We start from the raw sequence: 13417 nt of genomic DNA, 5'->3' as shown, positions 1-13417 counted from the left end.
TCGCGGAGACAACAAAACAAAAACCATCCTCATTCTCCGACAAGAAAAACCCGCATAACAGGCCGCGCCAACGACTTAGCCCCAATACTCACTTCGAGCCCAGTCACAGACCGCGGCAGCGGCGCATTACCGAGCTGCGGCACCTTCAGGTTATTGTCCGCCTCCGTAATAGCTCCCTGCACATCCTTCATCTGCGCGGTCCAGCCGACCTTCGGCACATAAACGCGCGTAGAAATAGACCCCACGCCGCCCATCAAGGGCACCCCGGTCCATCCATCACCCTCGCCACCGCGTAAAGCCCGCCGCAGGTCGCCAACATTCCCCAACGGCGGCGACGCATACCGAATCACGCGTCCATCGGAAACCCGGTACCGCACCACCTGCAAACGCGGCGCGCTCCCCGGCAAAACCATTTGCCGCACAATCTGCAGCACGCTGCCGCTAATCGAAACGGCCGGCTGCCCAGCCTCGTCATCCGACACGGCCTGCCGCGCATCGATCCGCATCTGGTCGAACAGCTGCGCGAAGACGCGCTCGTCTTCCATCGCGCTCGTAATGGTCTGCCGCCCGCGGATGATCTGATCAAGCCCGCGCCATGACAACACGGCGATCACCGCCATGATCGCAATGGCGACCAGCAGCTCGATCAGCGTAAAACCACGCACGCCCGATCGGCTGCGGCGCTTAGAGCGAACGGTTGTTTTCATTCGCGACCACCGTGACCATCTGAGCGAGATTGCCGGAACGCCCAGGCGCCGTCACCATCACTTCCACTCGGCGAAACACCGGATTCGGCGTCGCCGTTACATGCTCGGTACAGGTCAATTCCAGATTGCCCTGCGAACAGTCAAAACTGGTCTCGCCGACGTTCGGCCAGCCATGCGTAAGATGCAATTGCGCAAGCGTATTGTCCGCGCTCCAACCGGCCAGCAAGCGCCGGTGCAGATCGGCTTCGCCGCTCGCCAGACTGCCGACCGCGCGCAACGATGCCGCCAGCGCCACCGCGATGATCGTCAGCGCCACCAGCACTTCGATCATCGTAAAACCGCGCTGTCGCGCGCGACGGCCCAAACCCCTGTAACGACGCATCTCAGCGCACCTCATAGCGGCCATTGCCGGTGCCGACGATCGTCGCGTGCCCCGCCGCCGAAAACAGCGTGATCTGCACCGGCATGTCGATCGCTTCGGTGCCGAACACGACGCGGCTCGGCTGTGCGTCCGAGCCGGGATAGTTGATCGTCACGCCGGTCACGCCGCCTTCCCATTGGCGCGGCCCGAGCAGATCGTCACGCAGCGGACGCCAGCCGTCTTCGGTACGAAGATCGAAGCGAAAACCGCCGTCGAGCGGCTGCCAGGCGATCGGCCGCGCGCGCACCTGGGCCTCGTCGCCGGCCGATTCGAACAGCAGCGCAAGACGCTGCGCTTCTTCGTTCAGATCAGTGCGCGGGTTGCGGGTCATCGTCAGCGCTGTCAGCGATACCAGAATGCCCGCGATGACCAGCACCACCAGCATTTCCAGCAGGGTGAAACCGGCCGCCCGCTTCGGTGCGCATCCACGCAGGCTACGCACGCGCGCCCGGGCACACGCCGCGCGCGGCATCGGTGCCGTACACGGAGTGCCCACACGGGACTTGCAAGCGGACATACGCATAGTGCGGACCAGGAACGATCAAAAACCGATGAGTCGATAAAACGCGCGGCGGATCGCTGAAGAGAATGGCAAACCGCCGCGCCTGAAAATCACTGCATTACTGCCACGAACCTACATCGGCGTCATTGCCTTCGCCGCCTGCTTTGCCGTCCGCGCCGTAACTGAACACGTCGATTTCGCCGTGCACGCCCGGATTCAGATACTGATAGCTATTGCCCCACGGATCGTTCGGCAGACGCTCGAGGTAACCGCCGTCCTTCCAGTTGTTCGGCACCGGGTCCGTCGCCGGCTTTTCGATCAGCGCGCGCAGGCCCTGCTCCTGGGTCGGATAACGGCCGTTGTCGAGACGGTAGAGTTTCAGCGCCTGCATCATCGTGCCGATGTCCTGTTTGGCGGCGACGCGCCGCGCTTCGTCCGGACGGCTCATGATTTTCGGCACGATCAACGCGGCCAGAATGCCCAGAATCGCGATCACGACCATGATTTCAATCAGCGTGAAACCGCGTTGACCGCGGCTGCGCGAACCCGCGATTTCAATACGGCGAGTGGTCGACAGTTGCATAGCTTGCTACCTCTTTTCAGGTGAAATTTTCGATCGGGCGGAATTCGCGCACTACCAGGCGAACGCGCAATCAGGGTGCCATTGAACACGCCCGGCCGGTCATTTTAATGTCATGGTCCAACGCAATTTTCACAATAGTCCGTACAATGATGCGCATGAACGCTATCCAAATCCGCCTTCTGTCGCTCGCGCTGTTCGCCGTGTTCTGCGCGACGCTCACCTACTGGGTCATCACTCTGTCCACGTTGTCGGGCGCGCCGTTGCCCGCTGCCGCCGCGCATTCGCCGGTCTCGACCGACCAGGCGGCTACGCTGTTCGGCGGTCAACTCGCGCGCAACGTCAACCAGGACGTGCATCTGTTCGGCATCCTCGCTTTGACTAGCGGCGCCGCGGCGATCGTCAGCGTCGGCGGCGAACCGCCGCATGCGGTGTCGCTCGGCAGCATGCTGATGCAAGGCGCCAAACTCTCCGAAGTCCGCGCCCGCTCGATCGTCATCGATCGCAATGGCGCGCATTCCGAAGTGTTCCTGCCGCCTAACGCCGCAGGTCCTACGATCTACGTGCGCTAAACCGGCCTGTTCTGTTCCGGTTCAGCAGATTGCGCGGCTGCAATCACCCGCCATAACCCGCGGTAGCCGCGCAATCAAAAAACCTCTCCGCTTTACTGCACCAGGTTGTTCAACTCGATGATCGGCAGCATCACCGCCAGCACGATCACCAGCACCACGCCCCCCATCGCCAGAATCAGCAGCGGCTCGAGCAGGCTCGTCAGGAACATCGTGCGGCGCTCCAGTTCGCGTGCTTCGCCGTCGGCCGCGCGGTCGAGCATCGTCGTCACATCGCCGGTCGCTTCGCCCGAACGGATCAGGTGAACCAGCACCGGCGGAAACGTCTTCGTATTGCCGAGCGCACGCGACAACGACGTGCCTTCACGCACGCGCACGATCGCATCGTCGATGTTCTCGCGCATCGCGTTGTTGCTGAGCGTTTCGGCTGCGGCTTGCAGCGCGCGCAGAATCGGCACGCCCGCTGCCGTCAGAATGCCTAGCGTGCTGGCGAAACGCACGGTGTTGTAGCCGCGCACGAGTTTGCCGAGCAGCGGGGCGGTCAGCAGCCACCGGTCGAAGGCGAGGCGCGGGCCGGGTTGCTTCAAAATCGAGCGCACCAGATACGCCAGCACGGCGACGCCGATCAGCATGGCCCACCACCAATGCCGCACGAAGCCGGACAGCGCCATCATCATGATGGTGAGAAAGGGCAGTTGCTGCTTGGTGCTGGCGAACACGTTCACCACTTGCGGCACCACGTAGCTCAACAGAAACGTGACGATGCCGAAGGCGATGAGGGTCACGATCGCCGGGTACGTGAACGCGAGCACGATCTTCTGCTTGAGCGCGTTGCGTTGCTCGATGTAGTCGGCCAGACGCGACAGCACGAGGCCGAGCTTGCCGGTGTGCTCACCAGCAGCCACCAGCGCGCGATAGATTTCGGGGAAGTCACGCGGATGCTGCGTCAACGCATTCGCGAGCGAATGGCCGCCGAGCACTTCGGCGCGAATCGACGCCATCAGTTCGCGGATGTAATCGCGCTCCGATTGCTCGGTCAGTACCGCGAGCGCTTCGTCGAGCGGCAGGCCGGCGATCAGCAGACTCGCCAGCTGGCGCGTCAGGATCGCCTGCTCGCGCTGCGACAGGCGCCGCCCCAGCGACAAACGCTGACTGCGCTCGCCCCGCGTGCGCGTCGCGGCCGGTTCGACTACGAGCGGCGTCAATCCTTGCGAACGCAGATTGGTCCGCGCGCCGCGCGCGCTGTCCGCGTCGAGCACGCCTTTTTGCGCCTTGCCCGCCGCGTCGATCGCTTCGAAACGAAATGCCGGCATGCGCTTATGCTCCGCCCGTCACGCGGATCACTTCTTCGAGCGACGTCAGCCCGGACGCGAGCCAGCGGTCCGCGTCTTCGCGCAGCGTGCGCATGCCTTGCGCGCGACCGGCGGCGAGAATCTCCGCATCGGCGGCGTTGCGGTGAACTAGCGTGCGGATCTCGTCGTCGATCAGCAGCAGTTCGTACACGCCGCGCCGTCCCGCGTAACCCGACTGGCCGCACTTGTCGCAGCCGACCGGATGCCAGTGCACGCGGCCGTCTTCTTCGACACGCTGTTCGCGGCACACCGGACACAAGCGGCGCACCAGCCGCTGCGCCAGCACGCCGAGCAGTGACGAGGCCAGCAGATACGGCTCGACGCCCATGTCGGTCAAACGCGTGACCGCGGATGCCGCGTCGTTCGTATGCAGCGTGGCCAACACAAGGTGGCCCGTCAGCGACGCCTGCACCGCGATCTGCGCGGTTTCCAGATCGCGGATTTCGCCGATCATGATGACGTCCGGATCCTGCCGCAGAATCGAGCGCAGCGCTCGGGCGAAGGTCATGCCAATCCGCTCGTTGACCTGCGTCTGGCCGATGCCGGACAGGTCGTATTCGATCGGGTCTTCGACCGTCATGATGTTGGTCGTCGCGGTTTCGAGGCGCGACATCGATGCATACAACGTAGTGGTCTTGCCCGAACCGGTCGGGCCGGTCACCAGCACAATGCCGTGCGGCCTGCCGATCAGCTTGTCGAATTTGACCAGCGTGTCGGACGCCATGCCGAGCGCTTCGAGATTCAGGCGCGACGCGTCCTTTTCCAGCAGACGCAGCACCGCGCGTTCGCCGTGGCCCGTGGGCAGCGTCGACACGCGCACGTCGACCGGACGGCCGCCGACACGCAGCGTGATCCGGCCATCTTGTGGCAAACGTTTCTCGGCAATATCGAGCTGCGCCATGATCTTGATCCGCGAGATCAGCGCGCCGTGCAGTGCTTTCTTCGGCCGCACCACATCGCGCAGCGTGCCGTCGACCCGGAAGCGCACCACCGACGAAGTCTCGAACGGCTCGATGTGAATATCCGATGCCTGTTCGCGCGCGGCCTGCGTGAGCAGCGCGTTGATCATGCGGATGATCGGCGCGTCGTCTTCCGATTCGAGCAGATCCTCGACTTCGGGAATGTCCTGCATCAGACGCGACAGATCGACTTCGCCTTCCACCTCGCCGACCACCTGCGCGGCGCTCCCGTCCTGGCGCGCGTACGCCTGGTTGATCGCTTGCGCGAGTTCGTCGGCGGGCACACGGACGACCGACAGCGCGCCGAAATTGCGCGCGACTTCGGCCAGCGCGGCATCGCTGGTGCGTTCACTGATCCAGACTTCGAGGTTGTCCGCGTGCTGATGCGCGACCAGAATCTGACCGCTGCGCGCGAAGCCGTACGGCACGAGGCGAGCCGCGACGGCTGACGGCGCGATGCGCTCGGCATGCTCTACCGCGACCGCGGGCGGAATCGCCGCGGCTTGTGCCGCTGCTTGGGTCGATGCGACGGCACGCGCCGCTGCTGACGACCCGGAAGCTGACGGCGGCGTGGACGGCGTGCTCACGGCTGCACTCCGGGCGATGCGGTGGAAGGCGCGACGGGCACAGGGTTCGCTTGGCCAGCACCATTACCATTCGTCGCCGGCGCGGAAGCAGGCGGCTGTGGCGCCATCTGCTGACGACGCATCTTGTCGAGATCGAACAGGTTCATCGCGGCCGAGCCGCCCTCTGCCGGGCCGATCGGCTTCGGCGGGACCACCGGATCGTCCTTGTCCTTGATCAGGTTGTTGTCCGACTTGTACGCGCCCTGCACGCCCTGGATGTAGTCGTAGCGGTTCGACGTCACGGCCTGCGCGGTATCGCGATCGGTGATGATCACCGGGCGCAGGAACACCATCAGGTTGGTCTTGGCGCGCGTCTTCTGTTCCGAACGGAACAGCTGCCCGAGCCACGGGATATCGCCCAGTAGCGGCACCTTGCTGTTGCTGACCTGGTAGTTGTCCTGCATCAGGCCGCCCAGCACGATGATCTCGCCGTTATCGGCGAGCACAGTCGACTGGATCGAACGCTTGGTGAACTCCGGGCCGGCCGGGTTGGTCGCCGCGTTGGTCGTGCCGTTCACGATCGCCGAGTCTTCCGTGTAGAGCTGCAGCTTCAGAATCCCGCCGTCGGTGATCTGCGGCTTGATGTGCAGCGTCAGACCGACATCGACGCGATCGAAAGTATTGAACGCGTTGCTCGTGGTCCCGCTCGTGAGGTTCGAATACGAACCCGTCTGGATCGGCACGTTCGTGCCGACCACGATCTTGGCTTCCTCGTTGTCGAGCGTGATGAGGTTAGGCGTCGACAGCACGTTCGCGTCGGCGGTCTGCGACAGCGCCTGCAGCAGCGCACCGAGTCCCTGCACACCGAAAATGTTGTGCACCCACCCGACGTTGAGCCCCTGCTGCAGACCCGAGGCGCCGAGCGCCGTCGCGAGACCACCGCTGGCCCCGGCCGCCGCGGCGGCCGCCGTCAGATTGACGATGCTGTTGCCGGAGCCGGTCGCGAGGTTGGTGCCGGCAAAAAGATTACCGTTCGCGACCTGCCACTGGATGCCGAGATTGGCGTTCGTGTTCGAGTTCAGCTCGACGATCAGCGCCTCGATATAGACCTGTGCGCGCCGCGCGTCGAGCTGGTCGATCACCGCCCGCAGGTTGCGGTACACCGGGTCCGACGCCGTGATGATCAGCGAGTTGGTGGCGGAGTCCGCCTGGATCATGCCGCCCGGCTGGTTGTCCTCGCTCTTTTCCTTGTCGCCGCCGAGCAGGCCGCCGGAACTGGAAGCGCCGCTCGCGCCATATGCACCGCCCCCGCCCCCGCCCCCGCCGCCCAACGACGAGGACATCGAGCTGCTGCTGAGTCCGCCCGACGGCAGCGGCGGCGTACCCGCTGTACCCGTCGAACTACTGCCGAACGAACCACCGCCGCCCTGGTTGAACGAATTCGCTTCGTTCGTGCCGGTCGACGAGCCGGTTTCGCCGCCTTTGCCGAGCATCCCGCGCAGGGTCTTCGCGAGCTTCGTCGCGTCCGCGTTGCGCAGCGCCACGACGTGCATGTTGCCGGGCATAGTGGTCGGCGCGTCGAGTTCCTTCGCCAGTTGCTTCGAGGCCGCGAGCCGGCCGCCGTTCGACGCACGAATCAGCAGTGAGTTGGTGCGCGGGTCCGGGGTGATCGACACTTTCAGCGTCGCATCGGTGCTGCCGATCGCGCCCGGGTCGAGCATCTTGGTCATTTGCGCGGCAATGTCGATCGCATTGGCATTCTTCAGCGACACCACCGACACCGACTGACCCGCCGCCGTATCGACACCCGCGATGATCTGCGCGATACGCCGCACGTTGTCAGCGTAATCGGTCACGACAATCGTGTTGTTGGCGGGATAAGCCGCCACCGTATTGTTCGGCGAGATCAGCGGACGCAAAACGGGCAGCAGATTATTGGCCGATTCGTTCTTCAGCTGGAACACCTGCGTGACCACCTGGTCGCCGCGCGCAACCGGCGCGTTGCCGACATAGGTCGGCACGCCTTGCAGCTTGGCGTCGGCTTCGGGCACGACCTTCAGCACGCCGTGATCCTGCACCAGCGCGAAGCCCTGCATCCGCAACGCAGACTGCAGAGTCTTCAGCGCCTGGTCTTCAGGCACCGCGTTTTCGGACACGAGATTCAACTGACCTTTCACGCGCGGGTCGACGATGATCGTTTTGCCGGTTGCCGCGCCGATCGCCTTGGCCACCTGATCGATGTCGGCGTTCACGAAATTGAGTGTCACCTGGGCCTGTGCTGTCTGCGCGGTGATCAATCCAGCCACCAGCAGCGCCGTTGCGACGCGACGCAATGCCATACGATTTCTTCTCATGGAATAGGGTTTCGATGCCGACAGCCGCAGCCGCCGACGGTCATGCAGTGCGGACATATGAGCAAGATGAGCAAGCCGCAGCCCTCTCGGTCTGCCAGCAGGCTTCACGGGCAATTGCCGCCCCGGACGCCAGCCGCTCAATGTCCGAAAAAAATGAACAGTAACAGTTTTTCATGTCGGATTTGTCACAAAACAATCAGCCCGTGCGATTGCTCTAAAGGGACTTCGTGCTCGTTAAGTATTTGAAAGCTTTCGTGCTTCTGTGCTCGGTGCCGCATAAGTGCTTCTTTTTTAGCTGGATTATGTCGGTTAGCCAACTTGACGATCGATTACCTGCCGGTATGATACGAGCCGTTAAGGGTGTTGATTGTAGCTTGACTACGCGGGTTTTCCCCCATGCCCGGCACACGCCCGACCAGGGCGGTTCGGCGGCTTGAAGCGACTGAAGTTTGGCCGACCGATTACCTTACCAGACCTTACCCTTACGATTTGTATAGTCGTCTCGACCGATGAAACGAACCCTCGTCACTGTCGCCGCCGGACTTGCCGTGCTGATCGCAGCAGGGTCCGCGCGCGCCGACTGCTTTGATGCAGCGGCGGGGTATCAGAAGGTCAACCCCTTGATTCTGCGCGCGATTGCGTGGCAGGAGTCGCACAATCGGCCGGACGCACAGCATAAGAACGTAAACGGCTCGACCGACTACGGGGTCATGCAGATCAATTCGGTCCATCTGCCCACGCTCGCGCAGTACGGCATCTCGCAAGGGACGCTGATGGAGCCTTGCAAGAACGTGTACATCGCCGCATGGCATCTGCGCCGCCAGATGAACAAGTACGGCAATACGTGGCAAGCAGTCGGAGCTTACCACTCCGAAACACCGGCGCTGCGCGATAAATACGCGCAGCAGATCGCCGCGATCCTGCGCAAGTGGAATCTGATGCCGGCTACGCACTAGCCGGCGTTTGCCCCCGGCGCGGCCTTCCTGCCGGCGCCTGGCTTGGGTTAGACGTTGCGCAAGCTCTCCACATCGGGTCCGTCACGCGGCCACTGTCCGTTTGATGCACAATGCGGCTTCGTGCTGCTGTCGGCGCATGGCCATCATTCCGGTCAGGGAGTCATCGGACCCCCGCCCGGCACGCCTTTCAATTCTCTTGCGTTTCCGTACTGCAATGAACCAGCCGCTATTGCCCGTCACCGTGCTCTCCGGTTTTCTGGGCGCCGGCAAGACCACGCTCCTGAACCACATCCTCGCGAATCGCGCCGGTTTGCGCGTGGCCGTGATCGTCAACGATCTGGCCGCCGTCAATATCGATGCAACCCTCGTGCGCGATGCGGCCGCGCTCTCGCATGTCGAAGAGCAACTCGTCGAATTGTCGAACGGCTGCATCTGCTGCACGCTGCGCGACGACTTGCTGGTCGAGGTCAAGCGCCTTGCCGGCGAAAAGCGCTTCGACGCGATCCTGATCGAATCGACCGGCGTAGCCGAACCGATGCCGATCGCCGAAACCTTCACCTTCGTCGACGATGACGGCGTATCGCTGTCCGACGTCGCCCGGCTCGATACGATGGTGACGGTGGTCGATGCGTTCAATTTCCTGCGCGACTACGGTTCGGCCGATGCGCTCGCCGAACGCGGCATCGCCGCCACGGAAGAAGATGACCGCACGCTGGTCGAATTGCTGATCGAGCAGATCGAATTCTGCGACGTGCTAGTGGTCAACAAAACCGATCTGGTCAGCGCCGACGACCTCACGCGTTTGCAACGGATCCTCGCGCGCATCAATCCGCGCGCGGCGCAGGTGGTGAGCCGCTTCGGCGCGGTGCCGTTGAGTGAAGTGCTGAACACCGGCCGCTTCGATTTCGACGAGGCGGCGAGCGCACCGGGCTGGTTGGCGTCGTTGAATCGCGATCATGAGCACGGCCACCACGCCGAAGCAGACGAATTCGGTATCGGCAACTTCATTTACCGCGCGCGGCGGCCGTTTCATCCGGAACGTCTGTGGGCGCTGTTGCATCAGGAGTGGCAGGGCGTATTGCGCAGCAAGGGCTTTTTCTGGCTCGCGACGCGTAACGATATCGCCGGTTCGTTGTCGCAGGCGGGCGGCGCTTGCCGGCATGGTCCGGCGGGGATGTGGTGGGCCGCCCAGGATCGCAGCGAATGGCCGGACGGCGATGACGAGCTGGCAGCCGAAATTGCCGACGACTGGTATGGCGATCCGGACGATCTGAGCATCGGCGACCGTCGCCAGGAACTGGTGTTGATCGGCATCGGCATCGACCCGGCCGTCTGGAAAGCGAAGTTCGACGCGTGTCTGCTGACCGATGCGGAATTTGCGGCGGGACCGCAAGCGTGGCAACGGTTCGCCGATCCGTTCCCGGCATGGGGCTTCGACGAAGACGATCCCGACCACGACCACGACCACGACCATGATGACCACGACGGTCATGGCCACGGCGAGATCGTGCATCGCCACGACTGAGCCCGTTTCTCCAATCAGAAGGTTTAACCGCGACGGGCGTCGCGGTTAAACCCAAACCGAATCGCGGACGAAAAAAACCCCGCCGTTGGCGGGTGTCAACTGCCAGGCAGTAATCTGCTTAGCGCTTGTTGACTGCGTCCTTGAACGCCTTACCAGCCGTGAACTTGACGGTCTTGGCGGCCGGAATCTTGATAGTTTCGCCGGTCTTGGGGTTACGACCCGTACGTGCTGCGCGCTTGCCCGAACCGAAGCTGCCGAAGCCGATCAACTGGACCGCGTCGCCCTTCGACACAGACTTCTTGATCACTTCAAGCAACGTGTCCAGCGTTTCACCGGTTTGAGCCTTGCTGGCGCCCGTCTGACCTGCGACGGCGTCGATCAGTTCCTGTTTGTTCATTAAGGTTCCTTTCTGAGTTTAGGTTGACACGAACAGCGCGAACGCGCCGATTATACGTGCGCGCGCCGCGCCGTCGAGCAGCTGCGGCTCCGGATCCCCTCCGGACAATAGCGCCGGGCAGATGACTGTCCGGCGGCCGTGCTGCCGCTCCCTTCGCGGCGCTTGCTATGATAGCGCAGCGCAAACCCAATCAGGACAAGGGTTTCGAAGATTTAACGGTTCCGGGGCCGATACAGCAGGGAAATCGCTGTTTTTGCTGTTGGCGAGCTCGAACCGAGGGCTGAAACCCAGTACGGACGGGGCTTGGCGTTGGTTTTTGCCAACGTTCGGCGCGTCTTTTTCGCCGCCCGGCGACCTGCGCGCCTTGGTGGTAACGCAAGACCCGCTCTTCCGAGCGTCTTTTTTCCGCCGCGAATGACCGATCCGCTGATCCCCGCCACCCTCGCGTTTCGCGACAACGGCACCCCTTTTTCACCCCTTTACGACGACATCTATCACAGCGCCGTCGGCGGTCTCGAACAGGCTGAATACGTTTTCCTGCGAGGCAATGCACTGCCGGACCGGTGGCAGGGACGCCGCATGTTCACGGTGCTCGAAACCGGCTTTGGCATGGGCATCAACTTCCTGACGACCTGGGCCGCCTGGCGCACCGATCCGGCGCGTTGCGAGCGGCTGCATTTCGTCTCGACCGAGAAGCATCCTTTCACGCGAGCCGATTTGCGCAGCGTGTACGCCAAAACGATTTCCGATCCATCGATTGGCGCGCTCGCAGACCAGCTGACCGGCGCGTGGCCGATGCTCGTACCCGGCACCCATCGGCTGGAATTCGAAGCAGGCCGGGTTACGCTGACGCTGGTGTTCGGCGACGCCGCTGAAAGCTTGCCGACCTTGAGGCTGCGCGCCGATGCGTTCTACCTGGACGGCTTCGCGCCAGCCAGGAACCCGGAACTGTGGACGCCGGCGATCTTCAAGGCCCTTGCGCGGCTGGCGGGCGAGGGCGCCACCTTCAGCACTTACAGCAGTGCGGGCGACATCAAGCGCGCACTGACGCAATGCGGCTTCGAATATCGGAAGGTGGAAGGCTTCGGCTGGAAACGGGCGATGCTGGTCGGCCACTTCGCGCCGCGCTGGCGGGTGCGCCGTTATGAGCCGCCGGCGCCGCTCGCGCTCGACGAACGGCATGCCATTGTGATCGGCACCGGGCTCGCCGGCTGTGCGGTGATCGAGCGCCTTGCCGCGCGCGGCTGGCGCATCACGTCGCTGGAGCGGCATGCATCGGTGGCGCAAGACGCGTCGGGCAACCCGGCCGGCGTATTCCATCCGATGATCTCGCGCGACGACAGCGTCGCCTCACGCATGACGCGCGCCGGTTTTCTTTACACGCTCGGACGCTGGGCCGCGCTCGAACGGCTGGGTCACCCGCCGCTACGTGGAAGTACGGGCCTGTTGCAGATCGCCGCGAACGACGAAGAGACGCGGTTGATGAGCGAGGCGCTCGCGGCATTCAACTATCCATCCGACTATGTGACACCGGTGTCGCTAGCCGAGGCACAACGCCTCGCAGGCATGCCACTCGCGCAGAACGGCTGGCTCTTCCCGCATGGCGGCTGGATCGATCCGGCCTCGCTGTGCGCCGCGCAATGCGCAGCGGCGGGCACGCAACTCGAACGCCGCTTCGGCGTGGACGTCGCTCGAATCGAGCGGTCGGACAATCGATGGACGGTATTCGACGCAACAGGACACGCCGTCGCGCGCGCGCCGGTGGTGATCGTCGCCAGCGCACACGATGCCGCGCGCATCGCCGGTTTGCAGCACGCGCCGACTCGCAGCATACGTGGCCAGCTGACCTTGCTGCCGCCCGGCAGCGTGCCGCCGTTGCGCATGCCGGTGATCGGCGAAGGCTACGCGGTCCCGCTCCCTGACGGCGTCACGCTGACAGGCGCCACCTACGATCTCGACGACCCCGACACTTCGCTGCGCGCGGACGGCCACCTGGAAAACCTGGCGCGCGTCGCGCAGATGCTGCCGGCGTTTCGCGGCATCGTGGATCCGGCACGGGCGGCGTCGCTAGCCGGACGCGTCGCTTTTCGCTGCGTCACGAGCGACCGGCTGCCGATGGTCGGCAACTTCGCCGACGAGGCTGCGGCCACGCGCGATGCCCAACGTCTGCGCGGCGCATGGCCGCTCGACTTGCCGCGTACCGACGGTCTGTACGGCGCGTTCGCTTACGGTTCGCGCGGTCTGGTGTGGGCAGCGCTCGGCGCGGAGTTGATCGCGTCTCAGATCGAAGGTGAACCGTGGCCGCTCGAGCGCGATCTGGCTGAAGACATCGATCCGGCGCGCTTCCTGTTGCGCGCATTGCGGCAAGGCACCTTAGGTTAACGGCGCAGTTGGCGCGGGCGGCATCTGAGAAAAGTTATCCACCGAAACATGTGGATAACTGCTCGGTTTACGTGCGCAACTCATGTGGAACCGTTGTGGACGTAAGCGGGGTAACTTTGCCGCCGTCGGAAATCCCAAAAAGTTATC

12 protein-coding genes are annotated in these 13417 nt (G+C 63.7%); 4 read left to right on the top strand and 8 right to left on the bottom strand.

Annotated features, from left to right (window positions below; genetic code table 11):
* Positions 1-29: 29 nt before the first annotated feature.
* From SB772_RS05750 to gspG, 4 genes are all read right to left on the bottom strand, one after another.
* Positions 30-707 (bottom strand): type II secretion system protein J, encoded by a 678-nt coding sequence (locus SB772_RS05750; RefSeq protein ID WP_410832325.1) that lies wholly within the window; start codon positions 705-707, stop codon positions 30-32.
* Entirely contained in the window at positions 685-1089 is a 405-nt protein-coding gene (gene gspI / locus SB772_RS05745; protein WP_410832324.1) for a type II secretion system minor pseudopilin GspI, read from the bottom strand. Before gspI ends, SB772_RS05750 begins: the two co-directional genes overlap by 23 nt.
* Position 1090: 1 nt before the next feature.
* Positions 1091-1651, bottom strand: a complete 561-nt coding sequence (locus tag SB772_RS05740; RefSeq protein ID WP_410832323.1) for a GspH/FimT family pseudopilin — start codon at positions 1649-1651, stop codon at positions 1091-1093.
* A 97-nt stretch (positions 1652-1748) separates the two neighbouring features.
* Entirely contained in the window at positions 1749-2213 is a 465-nt protein-coding gene (gene gspG / locus SB772_RS05735) for a type II secretion system major pseudopilin GspG (protein WP_410832322.1), read from the bottom strand.
* Between the two features lie 155 nt (positions 2214-2368).
* Here gspG and SB772_RS05730 point away from each other — a divergent pair, with 155 nt between their 5' ends.
* Positions 2369-2782, top strand: a complete 414-nt coding sequence (locus SB772_RS05730; protein ID WP_410832321.1) for a hypothetical protein — start codon at positions 2369-2371, stop codon at positions 2780-2782.
* 92 nt (positions 2783-2874) lie between these two features.
* Here SB772_RS05730 and gspF read toward each other — a convergent pair whose 3' ends face one another.
* The 3 genes from gspF to gspD are packed head-to-tail and all read right to left on the bottom strand — an operon-like array spanning position 2875 to position 7995.
* A complete protein-coding gene (gspF, locus tag SB772_RS05725) occupies positions 2875-4092 on the bottom strand; it encodes a type II secretion system inner membrane protein GspF (protein WP_410832320.1) in 1218 nt (405 codons plus the stop codon).
* Positions 4093-4096: 4 nt separating this feature from the next.
* The gene (gspE, locus tag SB772_RS05720; RefSeq protein WP_410832319.1) at positions 4097-5677 is read right to left on the bottom strand and encodes a type II secretion system ATPase GspE; all 1581 of its coding nucleotides are present in this window, start codon (positions 5675-5677) and stop codon (positions 4097-4099) included.
* Entirely contained in the window at positions 5674-7995 is a 2322-nt protein-coding gene (gspD, locus tag SB772_RS05715; protein ID WP_410832318.1) for a type II secretion system secretin GspD, read from the bottom strand. Before gspD ends, gspE begins: the two co-directional genes overlap by 4 nt.
* Positions 7996-8519: 524 nt before the next feature.
* Here gspD and SB772_RS05710 point away from each other — a divergent pair.
* A complete protein-coding gene (locus tag SB772_RS05710) occupies positions 8520-8966 on the top strand; it encodes a lytic transglycosylase domain-containing protein (protein WP_410832317.1) in 447 nt (148 codons plus the stop codon).
* Positions 8967-9180: 214 nt separating this feature from the next.
* A complete protein-coding gene (locus tag SB772_RS05705) occupies positions 9181-10491 on the top strand; it encodes a GTP-binding protein (protein ID WP_410832316.1) in 1311 nt (436 codons plus the stop codon).
* A 118-nt stretch (positions 10492-10609) separates the two neighbouring features.
* Here the strand turns inward: SB772_RS05705 and SB772_RS05700 are convergent, their stop codons facing one another.
* On the bottom strand, positions 10610-10888 hold the full coding sequence (locus SB772_RS05700) for an HU family DNA-binding protein (RefSeq protein WP_006050811.1): 279 nt from the start codon (positions 10886-10888) through the stop codon (positions 10610-10612).
* Between the two features lie 414 nt (positions 10889-11302).
* Here SB772_RS05700 and mnmC point away from each other — a divergent pair, with 414 nt between their 5' ends.
* A complete protein-coding gene (gene mnmC / locus SB772_RS05695; RefSeq protein WP_410832315.1) occupies positions 11303-13270 on the top strand; it encodes a bifunctional tRNA (5-methylaminomethyl-2-thiouridine)(34)-methyltransferase MnmD/FAD-dependent 5-carboxymethylaminomethyl-2-thiouridine(34) oxidoreductase MnmC in 1968 nt (655 codons plus the stop codon).
* Positions 13271-13417: the final 147 nt, after the last annotated feature.

This window comes from Paraburkholderia sp. SIMBA_030 (assembly GCF_046535245.1).
GTDB lineage: Bacteria > Pseudomonadota > Gammaproteobacteria > Burkholderiales > Burkholderiaceae > Paraburkholderia.
Note: the sequence above shows the minus strand (reverse complement) of the source record. Positions and strands in the feature narration are given on the sequence as shown.